We start from the raw sequence: 15,855 nt of genomic DNA, 5'->3' as shown, positions 1-15,855 counted from the left end.
CTAGCAAAAAATAACGGACCAGCCATATCCGGGTTGTCCGATTCATTTTTTAAGCTCAACTCAAGCAGTAAGCGTTACTTTAGTTTAATGCTTATCGATTCTCTTACCTTGGTTCCCATGTCCACCGGCTTCCGGCTTGTTCGGGAAGTGCTGCCTTCCAGCTTTTTGGGCCGCGATGTGGAGCTGAGCATCCTGCTGCCACCGGCTTACGACGAAGTCGCCGCCCCGTTCCCCGTGCTGTACCTGAACGACGGGCAGGACCTGGAGCGGCTAAATTTCCAGGCCACCCTCGATGAGCTCTATGCCCGCGGGGCGGTGCAGCCTTTCCTGGTGGTGGCCCTGCACGCCAACGAGCAGCGCAAGCACGAATACGGAACGGCCGCCCACCCCGACTACGACGGGCGCGGTGACCTGGCTGGGGTGTATTCGCAGTTTGTACTCGAAGAGGTATTGCCCTTTGCCCAGGCCAACTACCAGGCTTCGCCTAACCCCGCCCACGCCGTGATGGCGGGCTTTTCGCTCGGCGGCTTGTCGGCGTTCGATTTGGTGTGGCACCACCCCGATGCCTTTGCGCGGGCGGGCGTGTTCTCAGGCTCGTTCTGGTGGCGGCAGCGGGCCGTGGGAGCCGGCTACACGCCCTCCGACCGCATCATGCACGGCCTTGTGCGGGCCCGTCGCCCGCACTCTAGCCACCGTTTCTGGTTGCAAAGCGGCACCCTCGACGAGCACAACGACCGCAACCAAAACGGCGTCATCGATTCCATTGAAGACTGCCTCGATTTGATTGAGGAGCTGATTAAAGTTGGGCTGGACGCGCGCCAGGCCCTGCGCTACGTGCAAGTAGAAGGCGGCCACCACCACCCCGACACCTGGGGCCGGGTCATGCCCGACTTCCTGATTTGGGCGTTTGGGCAGGAGGGAAGCACCGCTGCGTTGCCGGCCCCATTGCCCGTGGTGCGCCTGCAGTTCGACCCAGAGTTAGCGCCTTCCATCTTGCCGCCTACGGCCGACGTGGTGGCACCCGCCGTTCCCGAACCGCTGGTGCTGCCCGAAATGCTGTCGCCACCGGTGCACGCGCTGCCCCTCCATACTGACCTTACCGCCATTTCATCCCATTCCGTCATGCCCATTGCCCGTCCTGCCGAAGGAGATTTCCTGCCCTACGCTTCCACCTACATCAATCAGGTGCCCGTCGGTGCTGACCCGCGCGAGGCGCTGCGGGGCATTGCCCAGGAATTCCACGCCATCTTCGAAAACCTGAGCGAAGCCCAAGCCGAAAAAGCCTATGCCGACGGTAAGTGGACGCTCAAGGAAATGCTGCAGCACCAGATTGATACCGAGCGCATTTTTGCCTACCGCGCCATGCGCTTCGCTCGCGGCGACAGCCAGGACCTGCCCGGGTTTGACCAAGACGGCTACGTGGCCCAGAGTGGCGCGAATGCCCGTACCGTGGCCAGCCTGCTAGCCGAGTACGATGCCACCCGCGCTTCCACCCAGGCCCTTTTCGACAGCTTCACCGACGAGCAACTCGACCGTCGGGGCACGGCCAACGGCGGCCCGGCCACCGTGCGGGCCCTGCTATACATCGTGCCCGGCCACGAGCTGCACCACCTCAATATTATCCGCGAGCGGTACCTGCCCGTGCTGTAGGTTTCGGCAAAACTTCTACCTTCGCCCGGCACAACACATCGGCGGGGCCGTGCGTTGAAATATTCCAAACCTCAGACCTTACATCCCTAAACTTCTTTTCAATCATGGCCAAAGCCCAAGACGCCCGCAAAGAGAAAAAGAAAGAGCCCGTTAAAACGACCAAGGAGAAAAAAGCCGAAAAAGAAGAGAAGAAAATCGCCCGCGCCCGCAAGCAAGACTAAAGCGCAGTCATTCTTAAAAAGCGGATGTTTCCCAGCTCAGGCTCGGGAAGCATCCGCTTTTTTATTTTACAGCGTGTAATACGGCTCCTTTTCCTTGTCGTGGTGACGGATATAGCCGTGAAGCACTAGCTTAATCAGCGTTTGATAGGCCCGACGCTTGCCAAAATTTACGAGCTTCATAAACTGCCCCAGTGTAATGCGCGGGTGGCTTTTCAGGTAGTCAATCACCGCCAGCTCCTGTTTATTGAGCGGGATCTTTTCAAAGCGGGATTCGGGCTGCTGGCGTTCCAGCACCTTTTCGGTGAGGCCGCTGGTTTGCACGCTGGCGTCGCGCACCCGCACGTAGCCGCGCCAGTCGCCGGGCGCCACTTGGGCGCGGTGGGGCTTATTCAGGCTTTCGGGCACGGTGACCACCAATACGGTGCGGCCATCTTCCTCCAATTCGAGGAAGTGCAGGGTGGTAAGAGGCGGCTGGATGTAATGTTGAGCTGCTTCGCGCAATACGAATAGTTCTTCCTCGGTATCGCGCACGCCCACCACGCGGCCGAGGTCGTCGACGCCCACGAGAACTTGTCCGCCGCGGGTGTTGGCCAACGAGACCAGGGTGCGCGAAATTCGGTGCGGGTGCGTGGTTTTTTGCTTGAATTCCAACTCTTCGCCCTCGCCGCGTGCAATTAGCTCGAATAAATCCATGTCGTTCTATACGTGAGATGGAAACAAAAATGCCGCCTCCGATAACCAGAGGCGGCATTTTCAAGAACTGCGTTCAGCCGCGGGGCGGCCGAAACGATGGAGCTACCTTAGAAAGGCAGGTCGTTGTCGTCGTCGCTGGCGATGGGTGCTGCCGAAGGCTGGGCACGCAAGGTCGGGTTCTGGTTCTGAGCGGCGGGACGCGGAGCGGCCTGCTGCTGGCCGCCGCCGAAGCTGCCGCCGGCGTTGCCACCCGAAGCCGGCTCAATCTTCCAGGCTTCCAGGTTGGTGAAGTACAGCATCTGGCCGTTCTTGTTGAAGCCGCGGCCCCGTAGGTTAAAGGTCACTTTCACCTCATCGCCCATTTTGAAAGGGTCGATGAGGCTGGTTTTGTCCTGAACCATTTGAAACTTGATATGCTCGGGATACTGGCCGTCCTGGACTTCGAGCACGAACTCACGCTTGCGGAATTTCTCGCTTACCTGCTGTTCGTCAAATATTTCGTGCAGCCGGCCGGTTACGTCGTATGCCATAAAAGTAAGGTGTTTGGAGATTAAAAAACTTAAGGGTCAAACCTACGAAAAAAAACACTAGCCGCCCGCTACCCGTTCCCTACGGCTACCTTTGGGGCCATAATTCTCAACATTTTTATTCCTGAATGTTCGCTCTCGCCCTCCATGGCGGTGCCGGCACCATTGCCCGCGCCACGCTGCTGCCCGCCGATGAAATGCTTTACCGCAATGCGCTGGAGCAGGCCCTGAACACCGGCTACGACCTGCTGCGCGACGGCGCCGCGGCCCTCGACTGCGTGGAAGCCGTGGTGCGCAGCCTCGAAGACTGCCCCTTGTTCAATGCCGGGCGCGGCGCGGTGTTTACCCACGAAGGCCACCACGAAATGGATGCTGCCCTCATGGCCGGACACACGCGCCAGGCCGGCGCCGTGGCCGGGGTGCGCCAGGTGCAAAACCCCATTCGGGCCGCCCGGCTGGTGATGGAAAAAACCGAGCACGTGCTGCTGGCCTACCCCGGCGCCGACGAGCTGGCCCGCGAGTACGGCCTGCCGCTGCAGCCGCCTGAGTATTTCTTCACGCAGCACCGCTACGACCAACTGCAGGAAGCCCTGCGCGAAGGCCGCATGCGCCTCGACCACAGCCAGGCCCAGCCCGCCGAAGCGCCAACCTCGCCCGTGACGGCCCCGCTCGAGGAGCCCGGCAAGGTGGAGGAGACGGCCGACCCCAACTGGAAAAAAGGAACCGTAGGCGCCGTGGCGCGCGACGTGCACGGCCACCTGGCCGCCGCCACCAGCACCGGAGGCATGACCAACAAGCGCTACGCCCGCATCGGCGACACGCCGCTCATCGGCGCCGGCACGTGGGCCGATACCCGCTGCGCCATCAGCTGCACCGGCCACGGTGAATATTTTATCCGGGCCGTGGCGGCTTACGACATCGCCTGCCTGATGGAATACAAAGGCCTGAGCTTGGAGGAAGCCTGCCGCATGGTAGTGCACGACAAGCTCGCCCCGGCCGGCGGCGAAGGCGGCCTGATAGCCGTGGACGCGGCCGGCAACGTGACCCTGCCCTTCAATTCGGAAGGCATGTACCGCGCCAGTCGCATCGAAGGAGGCGAGGCCCTGGTGGCCATTTATAAGTAGGTGGCGGCCCCAGCGCGGGCACAAAAAAGAGGGGCTCCTATACCTTATATATAGGGGCCCCTCTTTTCATGAATTCCCTTACCAGGTGTGGTGCACCAGGGGCTTGATTTTTCGGTCGTACACATTGCGCACGGCCTGCAGCTGCTCGGCCGAAAGGGCCGGCATTTCGGCCGCTTTCAGGTTGGAAAGAATCTGCTCGGGCCGGGAGGCGCCGGGGATAACGCAGCTCACCTCGTCGAACATCAAAATCCAGCGCAGGGCGAAAGCGGCCAGCTGGGAATCGCCCGGAAAGACTTGTTTTAATTCTTCCACGGCGGCCAGGCCGGTGGCATAGTCCACGCCCGAAAACGTCTCGCCTTTATCGAAGGCTTCGCCGTTGCGGTTGAAGTTGCGGTGGTCTTCGGCCGAGAAGCTGGTTTGCGGCGAGAACTTGCCGGTGAGCAAGCCGCTGGCCAGTGGCACGCGCACTATCAGCCCCACGTCGCGGCGGGCGGCTTCTTTGAAGAGCAGTTCCGGCGGGCGCTGCCGAAACATGTTAAAGATGAGCTGCACCGTGGCCACGTTCGGAAATTCGATGGCCTTTAGGCCTTCCTCCACTTTTTCGATGCTCACGCCCAGGTGCCGGATTTTCCCTTCGTCCCGCAGCCGGTCAAACAGCTCAAATATCTCGGGGCGGTAGTACACGTCCGTGGGCGGGCAGTGCAGCTGCACCAGGTCCAGGGTTTCGAGCTGCATGTTGCGCAGGCTTTCTTCCACAAACTGCCGCAGCACGGCGGGCTGGTAGGCGTCGGCGACGTGGGGCTGCAGGCGACGCCCGCATTTGGTGGCCACAAAAATTTGCTCGGAGCGGGAGCGCACGAGCCGGCCCACGGCCTTTTCGCTTTCGCCGTCGCCGTACACATCGGCCGTGTCGATGAAGTTGATGCCCGCATCGACCGCGGCGTTGAGGATTTTGTCGGCGTTGTCGTGGCTAAACGGGTCGCCCCATTTGCCGCCGACCTGCCAGGTGCCCAGGCTGATTTCAGAAACAGAAAATCCAGTTTTACCAAGCTTGCGATAATTCATTGAGAGGAATATGAGAAAGGTGAGGTAGTTAAGGCTGCTTAACGGCGGCCCGCTAGCCGAGAAAAGTGGGCGTGAAGTTAACGTACGTGCTGAGGCGGCTACGGTAGCAAAAAAGCCCGCTCATCCTGAAGAAGAGCGGGCTTTTTTGTAGTTGATAGAAAGTTGAGCTAAAAGAGCCGAGGCGGCAAGTGCCCGGCCAGTCCATTAGGCTTGCTCTACCGTCGAGTCTGCATCCACGGTGTCTGGTTTGGGATGGCGGGCGGCTTGGGCTTCCTTGCTCACGTAGAATTTCCGCTCGTGCATGTCGTACACATTGCCTTTGGCCAGCACGTGCATGGTCACGTTTTCAATCGAAAGCACGGTTCCTTTCTTGGCTGCCGCGGCGTTGTTATGCTGAATATGGTGCCCGTCGAGAATGATAACCAGGTTAGAACCAATGGTTTCGACCAAGTTTCCATCCGTAATAAGCACGCCGGTGTCTTCGCCCAGCCCAATACCGATGAGCTTGGGGTGCAGCGCCACCGACTCGATGAGCCGGCCAAAGCGGCCCCGCTTTACAAAGTGCGAATCGACAATGGCGGCCGGCAGCAGGCTCAGCCCAACGCCCATTTTCACGGCGCCTTTCAGCAACGCATCGGGCACCGACCCCCCCCGAATCATGTGCTCGGACATGGCCATGGCCCCGGCGCTGGTCCCGGCAATCACGAAATGGGGCTCGTCGTAGTAGCGCTGCGTCATGCACTTCAAGAATTCGGAATCGCCGAACATCTCGCGCAGCCGCGACTGGTTGCCGCCCGAAAACATCACCACATCGGCGGCCTTCAAGCGCTCGAGGTACTCCGGCTGCCGGGCATCTTCGGGCGTGCGGATGTCCATGACGCCCACATTGAGGCAGTTGAGCATGGCGAAAGACCCCGTGTAAATCGGCCCAACTTCTTCCGGAATCATGGAAGCCGTGGTGATTACTTCAATGCGCGGGTCGAGCTTGCCGGTTTCCAGGACAATGCGCTTCAGAATGCCCAGCTTAAAAAAGTTGAGGTAATACTTGCGGCGCGTGCGAGGATTGGGGTAGGTGCCCTTGTCTTCATTGCCGCCAACGGCGATGAGCTTGCCTAATGGAATGATGTTTTTCAACGTATAAATAAGGTAACTGAGTAATGCGGGATAAATAAGCCCAGCCGTATGCCGCTATTGGGCTGCTAAGAACGGGCAAAGTTCGGGCCGGATGGCTTTATGTTCGTTCGGCGAGTAAGGCGTCGAGTGTCCCGGTGGCCACCGAGTGATAATTGGGCCGGGCCTCAGCGTAGATGGCGCGGGCCCGCTGCGGCCCGTTGGGCGTGGCGAGCAAGGCCCGGTACAACGGCACCAAAAATTTGCGCCGCCCCACGTGCCTCAGAAAATTTTCCAAGGCCGGGGCTGCCGCGGCGTAGCCGGCCCGCAGCGTGTGCGGAAACCAGGCGGTAAGAATTTCAGCGTTGCCGGAGGTGGTAAAATGAAAAGCGTCGTCGAGAGGCTTTAGCTGCTCCGCCGACAAGGTAGGCGGGAGGCCTTGTAAGAAGTGCACCCATTCGTGGCTGCTCCACTCGGCCGTCTCCTGAGCGAGGGCGGCCGGCGCGGTACCAGCGGCCAGCCGGGACAGCGCCTGATCCACGGCTTCGAACCGGTGGGAGGTCACGGCCGGGGTGTTCGCGGGCAGGCCGGGGCCGTCGACCCAATCGCTCAACTGCAGCCGGGCCTCCAGGCCGGGCTTCTTATCCAGAAGCTCGGCGCGGAGGTAAGCGAGGAAGGTGTCCGTGTCCATGGCCTGAAAACTGAAGCGGGCAAAGTACTCCTTAATAAAGGCATCAAGCCGGGGTCGGCCAATCAGCCCTTCCAGGGTGAGTAGGAGGGAGCAGCCTTTTTCGTAGGCTATTTCGGTGAGGCCTTCGTCGGGGTCGCGGCCGGCCAGGTTCAGGCGCAGGTGGGTGTCGGGGCTGGTCGCGCCTATCTCCTCAATGGTGTGGTGCAGGGCGTCGCGGCCCAGCACCTGCAGCATGTCGGCATATTCGCGGCCATACAAATGTTCCATGATGCGGCGCTCGAAATACACGGTAAATCCTTCGTTGAGCCAGAAATCATTCCACGTTCCATTTGTAACAAGGTTGCCCGACCAGGAATGGGCCAGCTCGTGAGCCACCAAACTTGTCAGACTGCGGTCGCCGGCCAGAATGGTAGGTGTTACAAATGTTAACCTCGGGTTTTCCATTCCGCCAAAGGGGAAGCTGGGGGGCAGCACCAGCAAGTCGTACCGCTCCCAGCGGTAGGGGCCGTAGAGCTGCTCGGCGGCGGCCACCATGTGTTCGAGGTCGGCAAACTCGTGGGTGGCCGGGGGCAGGGTGGCCGGCTCGGCGTAGATGCCGGTGCGCTCGCTCAGCGGCGCAAACTCTAGGTCGCCTACGGCCAGGGCCATGAGGTAGGCCGGGATGGGCTGGTCCATCCGGAACTGGTACTCGCCGCTGGCGCTCCGCTGCTGGGGGTTGGCGGCGCTCATCAGGGCCAGCAGGTGGGCTGGTACGCGCACCCGGGCCTCGTAGGTGAAGCGAATGCCGGGGGAGTCCTGGCAGGGCAGCCAGGTGCGCGCCAGAATGGCCTGCGACTGCGTGAACAGGAAGGGCTGGGTGCCGGAGGTCTGGGCGGGGGCCAGCCATTGCAGCGCGGCCGCGGCAGGAGCGGTGCGGTAATGGATGCGCACGCCCGTGGTGTCATTCGCCAGGGCGACTCGCAGGGGCTGGCCAAGCACTGGGTCGGCGGTGCCCAACGTGTACTCAGCCGGGGCAACCGTGCCCGAGCCGTCGAGTCGTTCGACGGACTCGATGGCCAGCTCACGGGTGTCGAAGATGACCGGGCTTGCCTCGCCTGCATTGGCCAAGTGCCAGGTAGCGCTGCCCGCTAGGGTGCGGCTGTCGAAGTCAACGGCCAGCTCCAGCAGCAGGTGCCGGACCCGGACCGGGCTTAAGCCTGAATAGCTGTGCGGGTCGGGGGACAAGGCGACCGGCGAAGTAGTAGGAGAGGTCGAAGCAGTAGGAGAGCCCGAAGCAATAGGAGAGACCATAGAGGAGGGAGTCAAAAAAGCAGAGATTGAAAAAAACAGAAAAAATTACCTAAAGTGTGGCGTGCGGGGTTCCAACTGACGAGCTAAGCAATAGCCCAATGCCCGGAGTGCTGCGCAACTCGCTCGTTATTTGTGCTTCAGCTTCTAGAAGCCGGAGCGAGAGCGCAGCCGAAATCCTTTTTCGCGGAGCCCGGCCGGGCGGCAACTTCTATTTTGGCGTGCTTGGAGTACGAACTTGGCATGATAACGGCCGTTATAAGGCCAGGCTATGCCTTACGGTTGCGTACTTTGCATTAGGACTGCCTGCGGGCGGCCCGGTTCAGGTTCGCCCCGCTTGGCAATTCACCGCCCGGCCCCTTGCGACTGCCCGAGGCCTTTGTTCTCTCCGTTTTACTTCTCTCAATGTCTTTTCTGTTTCGTTTCACTTCCCTGCTGTGGGCGCTGCTACTGGTAGCGCTTGGCAGCGCCACGCTGCAGTCCTGCGGGTCCGATAAGGGCCAGTCCGCAGATGGCTCCGCGGGCGAGTCGGCTGCTTCCGTGGCCGCTGGCCCGCAGCCCTTGGTCGACAGCACGTATGTCATCAATAGCATCCGGTCCGAGCCGGCGTTCAAGGCGCAGTTGCTTGCGGCCCGGCGTTTTTACCGGGAGCGAAAATTCAAGTTGGGCTGGTTTAAGGACCATCAATTGGTACCGCAGGCCCAGACGTTGCAGAATATTATTGCTAAAGCCCAGGATGAAGGCCTGGACCCTAAAGACTACCAGGTTAAGGACTTCAAGAAGCTATTTGCCGAACTGGAACAGGTTCGGGCCGATTCGGCGCGCCGCAATGCGCTGGAGCGAAAGATTGACGTGGCCCTTACCGGCACCTACCTAAAGTGGGCTTCCGACTACTACCGGGGCGCTGCCAATCCGCGCGATTCCAAGAACACAGCGTGGCAGGTAAAGCCCAACAAAATCAAGCTGCACAAGGCCCTGCTCACCTTTTTGGGAGAGCGGAAAAGCCGATACAACTACTACGAATTTGCGCCCCTGCACCCCGAGTACGACCAGTTGCGCAAGGCCCTGGCGGCCTACCGGGCGCAGGAGCGCGCCGGCGGCTGGCCCGTATTGCCGGCCACGCTAAAGCTCAAGCCGGGGCAGTCGTCGCCGGCCGTGCCTGCGTTGCGGCAGCGCCTGTTGGGCGGTGCCGGCAGCCCGGGCGGCGCCCAGCCCGCGACTGCACCAGCCGCGATGCCGGTGTCGCTAAGAGATAGCGCCAGGTCTGGGAAAGCCGCCGCGGCTCCCGTCGAGCAGGTGTATGGCCCCGATTTGGTGAGCGCCGTGAAGACCTTCCAGGAGGACGCCGGGCTGCGGCCCGATGGCATTGTAAGCGGCGAAACTTTGCGCCAGCTCAACGTGCCCATTGGCTCCCGTATCGACCAAATTATTCTGAACATGGAGCGGTGGCGCTGGCTCCCCAAGCGCTTTGAGCCGAGCTACCTGCTGGTAAACATTCCGGAGTATACCCTGCACGTAATTGAGAACGGCAAGGAAGCTTTCAACATGCGCGTCATCGTGGGCAAGAGCCTCCACGAGACCCCCATTTTCAGCGATAAAATGGAGTACGTGGTGCTGGCCCCCTACTGGAATGTGCCCTTCAGCATCATCGAAAATGAGCTCAAGGATAAGCTGATTGCCGACCCCCACTACATCGACCACCTCGACATGGAGGTAGTGAAAGGCTACGGCAAAAAGGCTGTGGTGGTAGACCCCTCCTCCATCGATTGGGCTGGGGTGACAGAAGAAAACTTCAAGTACACGTTGCGTCGTCGGCCCGGGCCGGAGAATGATTTGGGCAACATGAAGTTCATCTTCCCCAATTCCAACGACGTGTATTTGCACGATACGCCCCACCGCGAGTTGTTTTCCCAGAGCCTGCGCAGCTTCAGCCACGGCTGTGTGCGGGTGCAGGACCCCCTGCGGCTGGCCACCTATTTGCTGCGCGATAAGCCCGGCTGGGACCAGCAAACCATCCTCGATACCGTGGCCCGGCGCCGGGAAAAGTACGTCCCGCTCAAGACCAAATTACCCGTGTATCTGGTGTACTTCACGGCATGGGCCGATGCCGATGGGCACCCCCACTTCCGCGACGACATTTATGGTCACGATAAGGCGCTAGCCCGCGAGTACTTCGATTAGCCGCCGGCTGCGTTCCGACTGAATCTTTCTGGCTTCGTTATCCAAGCGGTGCCAGGATATATAAGAGCCCGACAACTTCGCAGTTGCCGGGCTCTTACGCGTTACCATATATATAACTCCACAAGCAATACACACACTGGCCAAATTGATTACAATTATAACGGCCGGATAAAAGGTTGTATCCATGTTCTTTTGAGATGATATACAAATGTAATACAAACATACGAAAGAATTGTAATCAAAGTCAAGAGATTTAATAAAAATATTTTTGTGCAGGTCCGAAATTATGTGGTAGATTTGTAATCAAACAAACTGCCATGGTCGAGCGTATCCGAACGCTGTTGGAAACCCGTCAGCTTACTCCTACTCAATTTGCCGATGCCATTGGCATTGCTCGGCCGATTGTGAGTCATATTCTGTCCGGTCGCAACAAGCCTAGTTTGGAGGTGGTGCAGCGCATTCTGGCGGCCATGCCGGACTTATCGATGCCTTGGCTGCTCAATGGCACCGGGCCCATGTTGGCGGATGCTGTTGCTCCGGTTTCTATTGTTGCTGCCCCCGCGGCATCCATACAGGCAGTTGCGCCGCCTAAACAAGCTCCTCAAGCACCAGAAAAGGAGCCGGCCCCGGCGCCAGAAGCGCTTCCGGTCGTTGCCGAGGCACCAGCTACCCCGGCTCCTCGTAGCCCACGAACTGCTGTCGCTGCCCCTACTGGGCCCATTTCCCGCCCGGTCAATACAGGTGCCAAGTACCCAGTACCTAAGCGGTTTACTACTTCGCGGCCTAATGCTGCCCCTGCGCCATCTGCTGCTCCGCTGGTGGCCCAGCCACAGCCGGCCGTTGAAACGCCCCCTGCGCCTGCTACCAGCCCTACGGCAACGGTAGTGCCACCGGTAGCTGTAGAAACTGCTCCGGCTCAACCGGCCGTTGACCCCACCGCTGCCGCATTAATCGAAAGGACTGAAAAGCCGATTCGACGAATCGTGATTTTCTATCGCGACGGGTCCTTTGCGGATTATCAGCCCGAGTAAACAAAATCCCTCTTCCGGGCTGCCGACTATAGGTCTGCTGAGGCACCGTCTCCATTTCCAAATGTTTGGGAATGGACACGGTTTGCTATTCTGGGATTGGAGTAGACCCGGGGCACCTTACTTATAACAAAGCGGGTCAGTAGCTGCATCATTTGGCTGCCTTTCTGCCTGCCTACAGCGTGCTTACCGTAGGCTTCAGCGACTTTGCTAGCGCTTCATTATGGCTGGCGTAGGCCAGGTTTAAAGAAGGAGTAGGTTGCTGCATTGGTTTGGATAGCGACACTAGCTTATTATAAGGTCAGCTTGTAATAGCACAATTTGTCAGCCTGACAATACGAGCTATTTTGCTTCCCAGGAATTGACTTGGTAATGAGTTAATTCATTAGTATGATTTATATATTCAACTTATAAGGATACTAATTTCCGTGGCTAGTTAACGGATAAAGCTTTTGGAACTCATTTTGCTATCATAAACACCTCTATTTCAATTAATTTAATTTAGCTAATGAAACCAAGGGGTTAGGTAAAATTGGATGCATTTATACTTGGTTTGCTGTTCAGGTCAGTACCCGGGTATCTAAGTTAGATGGCACCTGTGCTTGATGGAGTAGCTTAGTTATACGAGGAATGGTGCTAATAATATGGGCACCTGCCAAGCTTCTATAAACACAATGGGTGAGGAGCCCTGCTTGTTTTCGATGCTAACCCATTGAGCGCTTGCAAAGCGGTGTTGAGCTGGAATCTAACAGCTCATGAGTCGGCTGTAGCTAAGTTGTGGCCTGCCTAATTTGGACAGGATAGCCGATTCGTGGGTGAAGCCTTAACTGCCTTGGTTCATCTAATCTAAAGTGGGTTGGTTGTCATTTGTAAATGCTGTTTTGACCTTAGCTGGTGCCTACTGATTCTATGGAAGTGGCTTAGGCGTTGCCCTTGAATTGGAACACGAGAGTTGCGCTTGGGCCCGGTAAGCGCTGCTGGTTCGGTTGTGCGTTTGGCGCGGAGCGGTTACCTTCGCAGCATGAAACTGACCCGCACAAATCTTTGGTTGGCCGCTGCCGCGGCAATGTTCCTGACGGCCTCTTGCACGCAGGCCCCCGACGCTGAGAAAGACCCCAATGCCGACGCTGCCTACAAACGCGCGCACCGTGCCGAAGGCTACCGCGAAGCTCAGCGCTCCAACGTCACCCGTTAATCCAGGAGTATAGCGGCCAGCCGGCTCGGCCGCCCCTGGCTTGCATCCGATAAAAAGCAAAAGCCCCTGCCAAAATTTGGCAGGGGCTTTTTGCGTGTTTGAATATTTCAGTCGGCATGGCCCCGAAGAAGAGGCACAGCTTACCTGGCGACTGCGGCCTTATACGTCCGCAGCTACACCGACCAAGGCTGGGCTCGGCGTGGGGGTTGGGCTGAAGTTGGGCAGGGTGATGCTGGCCAGTAGGTTTTGCTCCAGCAAGTCGGCCCAGGTGCGGAGGTATAGCACCACGTCGTCGCGCTGGTTGTGGCGCAGGGCGTCGCGGCGCTCGAAGGGAATGGCGGCCCGAATGGTGGGGTCGGAAATTTTCTCCAAGTGGGTGAGGTCGGCGCGGGTGAAGCCCAAGGCCAGCATCTCATCGATGGTCAGGTCGATGGGCAAGCCGCTGGTGGGACAGTAGTCGATGAGCTGCCGCTCCCAGTCGCCGTAGCGCTGCATGGCCCGGGCATGGATTTCGGCCTTGGTGAGGCGCGTCACCGTTTGGGCCAGGTGGCCGCAATTGCAGCTGCCCATGTGGCCCCACTGGTAGGGCGCTTGGGTGGCGAGGCGGTGCGCTGTGTCGCGCAGGGCCTGGATAACGGGAAGCGTGGACTGAGCCATGAGCAAGCAGAATAATGTATTCGTGGGTAAGCACGTAATCTGCCTTAAAAAGCAAAACAGCCCGGAAAAAGTTTTCCGGGCTGTTTTGCTTTTACTTATGGACGTTGCCTAGAACGAGCCGCGGCGCGAGCCACCGGCATCGCCCCGACGACGGCCGCCCTGGTCGCCCCCTTCGCGGTTGCCACCCACGTTCACGCGGGCACCGCCGCTGCCGAAGCGGCGAGCCGTATCCGAATGACCACCGCCGGCCGGAGCCGCCGGACGGCTACGCTCGCCGCTGGGGCGGCCGCCGCCCTGGCTGCTGGGGCGCCCACCGCCCTGGCCACCGCCGGAACGTCCGCCGCCACCATTGCCACCCTCGCGGGGGCCGGAACGGGCCGGACGACCAGCCGGGCCTTTAGGACGAATGATGCGCTCGTTGCCATGCAGCATCACGGGCTTGATGCGGCCCGAAGTGAACGGATGCTCGGCTTCCACGTCAATCTGACGGCTGATGAGCTTCTGGATGTCCTGCAGGTAAGCGCGCTCCTCGTCTTCCACGAAGGAAAACGCGGTGCCGAACGCCCCGGCCCGGCCGGTGCGGCCAATGCGGTGCACGTAGGTTTCGGGCTCGTTCGGGATTTCGTAGTTGATAACGTGGGTCAGCTCGTCCACATCGATGCCGCGGGCGGCGATATCGGTGGCCACCAGCACGCGGGTGCTGCCGGCCTTGAAGTTGGACAGGGCGCGCTGGCGGTGGTTCTGACTCTTGTTGCCGTGAATGGCTTCGGCCTGAATCTGGTTGGCGGCCAGAGCTTTTACCACTTTATCGGCGCCGTGTTTGGTGCGGGTGAAAACCAGGACGCGCTTAATGCCTTTGTCCTCCAGAATGTGGCGGAGCAGGGCGGGCTTGTCGTTGGTTTCAACCAGGTAAACCGACTGGGTCACCGTATCGGCGGTGCTGCTGACGGGCGTAACGGCCACGCGAACGGGGTTGGGACGCAGGATGGTGCTGGCCAGCTCCTGAATCTGGCCGGGCATGGTGGCCGAGAAGAACAGCGTCTGGCGCTTGGCGGGCAGCTTGGGCAGGATGCGCTTGATGTCGTTGATGAAGCCCATGTCGAGCATGCGGTCGGCTTCGTCGAGCACGAACACTTCCACCTGGCGCAGGTCCACGAAGCCTTGGTTCATGAGGTCGAGCAGGCGGCCGGGCGTGGCGATGAGCACTTCCACGCCGCGCTTGAGCTGCGCTACCTGCGGGTTTTGGCCCACGCCGCCGAAAATGACGGTGTGGCGAATCTGGCTCAGGTGGCGGCCGTAGGCGCCGAAGCTTTCGTTGATTTGGATGGCCAGCTCGCGGGTGGGCGTGAGCACGAGGCAGCGAATGGCGCGCGGGGCGTGGTTCGAAACCTGGGCCGTGCGGTGCAGCACCTGCAGGATGGGCACGGTGAAGGCTGCCGTTTTGCCGGTGCCGGTCTGGGCCACGCCGAGGAGGTCTTTGCCTTCGAGCACATGCGGAATGGCTTGCTCCTGGATGGGGGTGGGGGTGGTGTATCCTTCCTCTTTGAGGGCTTTGAGGATGGGGTCAATCAGGTTTAAATCGTCAAACGTCATGTGTGGTGTTTGGTACTGGGTACTTAAGTTAGGAGTCTGGCAGGCAAGGGCCTGCCGAACAGTAGGGTGCGCCTAACGCGTTGGCATAGGCAGGCATGACCACGCCGGAGTGCGCCAGGCGTGGGCGGGGTTGGCGGCTCGTCGGAGGCCGTCATGTTCCCTGAATGAAGAGAAGTTGGGGTGAGGTGCGCTTACTTGCGGAGGCAGCCGAGGCGCGGGGCTTTGCCCGGTACAGCCGGGCGGCGGGCTGCTCCGACGGCGGCCCTGGTTTCTACAAAGGTACAACATTGCTTCCCCACCATGCAGATTATTGAGCGGAGCCGCGTATTCAACGGCCATTACAAAGTCAACCAACTAATCGTTCAGGACGGCGACACCCAGCTCAAGCGCGAGCAGTTTGCGCCCGGCAAGGCCGTGGCCGCGCTGGTCTACGACACCGACCGGCAGGTGTACGTGCTCACCAGCCAGTTCCGCATCGGCCCCGAAGCCGAAATCCTGGAGATAGCCGCTGGCATGATAGACGGCGGCGAAACCCCCGATACGGCCGTGCGCCGCGAGATTCACGAGGAATTGGGCTACGAAATCGACAAGCTGGAAAAAATCGTGGACATGTGGCCCTCGCCCGGCACCAGCTCCGAACTAATCACCGTGTACTACGCCGAGGTCAGCCACCGCAGCGGCGATGGCGGCGGGCTGGTTGAGGAAAACGAGAATATTGAAATGGTGGACTTCACTTGGGACCAACTGGTGGCTGAGCCGCTGCAGGATGCCAAGACGGTAATTGCGGTGCAGTGGGTGCGGCTGCGGAAGTCGTAGGGGAACCTCACCCCCAG

General features: G+C 59.8%; 13 protein-coding genes. 6 read left to right on the top strand and 7 right to left on the bottom strand.

What is annotated here, in order from left to right:
* The first annotated feature begins 117 nt into the window (after positions 1 to 117).
* Positions 118 to 1,650 (top strand): alpha/beta hydrolase-fold protein, encoded by a 1,533-nt coding sequence (locus tag AUC43_RS21310; RefSeq protein ID WP_071885942.1) that lies wholly within the window; start codon positions 118 to 120, stop codon positions 1,648 to 1,650.
* A gap of 287 nt (positions 1,651 to 1,937) precedes the next feature.
* Here the strand turns inward: AUC43_RS21310 and AUC43_RS15660 are convergent, their stop codons facing one another.
* Positions 1,938 to 2,564: an AlbA family DNA-binding domain-containing protein gene (locus AUC43_RS15660; RefSeq protein ID WP_068195718.1), complete on the bottom strand. Its 627-nt coding sequence runs from the start codon at positions 2,562 to 2,564 to the stop codon at positions 1,938 to 1,940.
* 107 nt (positions 2,565 to 2,671) lie between these two features.
* Positions 2,672 to 3,094 (bottom strand): DUF3127 domain-containing protein, encoded by a 423-nt coding sequence (locus AUC43_RS15655; RefSeq protein ID WP_068195714.1) that lies wholly within the window; start codon positions 3,092 to 3,094, stop codon positions 2,672 to 2,674.
* A 125-nt stretch (positions 3,095 to 3,219) separates the two neighbouring features.
* Here AUC43_RS15655 and AUC43_RS15650 point away from each other — a divergent pair, with 125 nt between their 5' ends.
* Positions 3,220 to 4,215 carry an isoaspartyl peptidase/L-asparaginase family protein gene (locus AUC43_RS15650; protein ID WP_068195711.1) on the top strand — a complete coding sequence of 332 codons (996 nt, stop codon included), beginning with the start codon at positions 3,220 to 3,222 and terminating at the stop codon, positions 4,213 to 4,215.
* 78 nt (positions 4,216 to 4,293) lie between these two features.
* Here the strand turns inward: AUC43_RS15650 and AUC43_RS15645 are convergent, their stop codons facing one another.
* The 3 genes from AUC43_RS15645 to AUC43_RS15635 form a co-directional block, all read right to left on the bottom strand.
* Positions 4,294 to 5,280, bottom strand: a complete 987-nt coding sequence (locus AUC43_RS15645; protein WP_068195708.1) for an aldo/keto reductase — start codon at positions 5,278 to 5,280, stop codon at positions 4,294 to 4,296.
* A 204-nt stretch (positions 5,281 to 5,484) separates the two neighbouring features.
* Positions 5,485 to 6,414 (bottom strand): cyanophycinase, encoded by a 930-nt coding sequence (locus AUC43_RS15640; protein ID WP_068195706.1) that lies wholly within the window; start codon positions 6,412 to 6,414, stop codon positions 5,485 to 5,487.
* Between the two features lie 97 nt (positions 6,415 to 6,511).
* A complete protein-coding gene (locus tag AUC43_RS15635) occupies positions 6,512 to 8,371 on the bottom strand; it encodes a M1 family metallopeptidase (RefSeq protein WP_068195703.1) in 1,860 nt (619 codons plus the stop codon).
* Positions 8,372 to 8,773: 402 nt separating this feature from the next.
* Between AUC43_RS15635 and AUC43_RS15630 the strand changes: the two genes are divergently transcribed.
* The 3 genes from AUC43_RS15630 (at position 8,774) to AUC43_RS21070 (ending at position 12,772) form a co-directional block, all read left to right on the top strand.
* Positions 8,774 to 10,549 (top strand): L,D-transpeptidase family protein, encoded by a 1,776-nt coding sequence (locus tag AUC43_RS15630; protein ID WP_068195701.1) that lies wholly within the window; start codon positions 8,774 to 8,776, stop codon positions 10,547 to 10,549.
* 317 nt (positions 10,550 to 10,866) lie between these two features.
* Complete coding sequence (locus AUC43_RS21940; protein ID WP_071885941.1) at positions 10,867 to 11,580, top strand: helix-turn-helix domain-containing protein; 714 nt, start codon at positions 10,867 to 10,869, stop codon at positions 11,578 to 11,580.
* Between the two features lie 1,018 nt (positions 11,581 to 12,598).
* The gene (locus AUC43_RS21070) at positions 12,599 to 12,772 is read left to right on the top strand and encodes a hypothetical protein (RefSeq protein ID WP_157781123.1); all 174 of its coding nucleotides are present in this window, start codon (positions 12,599 to 12,601) and stop codon (positions 12,770 to 12,772) included.
* A gap of 159 nt (positions 12,773 to 12,931) precedes the next feature.
* Here the strand turns inward: AUC43_RS21070 and AUC43_RS15625 are convergent, their stop codons facing one another.
* Both AUC43_RS15625 and AUC43_RS15620 read right to left on the bottom strand, forming a co-directional pair.
* The gene (locus tag AUC43_RS15625) at positions 12,932 to 13,429 is read right to left on the bottom strand and encodes a hypothetical protein (RefSeq protein WP_068195698.1); all 498 of its coding nucleotides are present in this window, start codon (positions 13,427 to 13,429) and stop codon (positions 12,932 to 12,934) included.
* A 108-nt stretch (positions 13,430 to 13,537) separates the two neighbouring features.
* On the bottom strand, positions 13,538 to 15,022 hold the full coding sequence (locus AUC43_RS15620; protein ID WP_068195695.1) for a DEAD/DEAH box helicase: 1,485 nt from the start codon (positions 15,020 to 15,022) through the stop codon (positions 13,538 to 13,540).
* A gap of 300 nt (positions 15,023 to 15,322) precedes the next feature.
* On the opposite strand from AUC43_RS15620, the gene AUC43_RS15615 reads away from it, so the two are divergent.
* Positions 15,323 to 15,838: an NUDIX domain-containing protein gene (locus AUC43_RS15615; protein WP_068195692.1), complete on the top strand. Its 516-nt coding sequence runs from the start codon at positions 15,323 to 15,325 to the stop codon at positions 15,836 to 15,838.
* Positions 15,839 to 15,855: the final 17 nt, after the last annotated feature.

Source organism: Hymenobacter sedentarius (assembly GCF_001507645.1).
GTDB lineage: Bacteria > Bacteroidota > Bacteroidia > Cytophagales > Hymenobacteraceae > Hymenobacter > Hymenobacter sedentarius.
The sequence above is the reverse complement of the archived record's forward strand: the minus strand, read 5'-3'. Positions and strand labels throughout refer to the sequence as shown.

What these genes read in the sequence shown, in the direction of transcription:
- AUC43_RS15660 (WP_068195718.1), bottom strand. Translation starts at nt 2,564, where the DNA reads ATGGATTTATTCGAGCTAATTGCACGCGGCGAGGGCGAAGAGTTGGAA.
- AUC43_RS15615 (WP_068195692.1), top strand. Translation starts at nt 15,323, where the DNA reads ATGCAGATTATTGAGCGGAGCCGCGTATTCAACGGCCATTACAAAGTC.
- AUC43_RS15645 (WP_068195708.1), bottom strand. Translation starts at nt 5,280, where the DNA reads ATGAATTATCGCAAGCTTGGTAAAACTGGATTTTCTGTTTCTGAAATC.
- AUC43_RS15625 (WP_068195698.1), bottom strand. Translation starts at nt 13,429, where the DNA reads ATGGCTCAGTCCACGCTTCCCGTTATCCAGGCCCTGCGCGACACAGCG.
- AUC43_RS15635 (WP_068195703.1), bottom strand. Translation starts at nt 8,371, where the DNA reads ATGGTCTCTCCTATTGCTTCGGGCTCTCCTACTGCTTCGACCTCTCCT.
- AUC43_RS15650 (WP_068195711.1), top strand. Translation starts at nt 3,220, where the DNA reads ATGTTCGCTCTCGCCCTCCATGGCGGTGCCGGCACCATTGCCCGCGCC.
- AUC43_RS15620 (WP_068195695.1), bottom strand. Translation starts at nt 15,022, where the DNA reads ATGACGTTTGACGATTTAAACCTGATTGACCCCATCCTCAAAGCCCTC.
- AUC43_RS15655 (WP_068195714.1), bottom strand. Translation starts at nt 3,094, where the DNA reads ATGGCATACGACGTAACCGGCCGGCTGCACGAAATATTTGACGAACAG.
- AUC43_RS21070 (WP_157781123.1), top strand. Translation starts at nt 12,599, where the DNA reads ATGAAACTGACCCGCACAAATCTTTGGTTGGCCGCTGCCGCGGCAATG.
- AUC43_RS15630 (WP_068195701.1), top strand. Translation starts at nt 8,774, where the DNA reads ATGTCTTTTCTGTTTCGTTTCACTTCCCTGCTGTGGGCGCTGCTACTG.
- AUC43_RS21310 (WP_071885942.1), top strand. Translation starts at nt 118, where the DNA reads ATGTCCACCGGCTTCCGGCTTGTTCGGGAAGTGCTGCCTTCCAGCTTT.
- AUC43_RS21940 (WP_071885941.1), top strand. Translation starts at nt 10,867, where the DNA reads ATGGTCGAGCGTATCCGAACGCTGTTGGAAACCCGTCAGCTTACTCCT.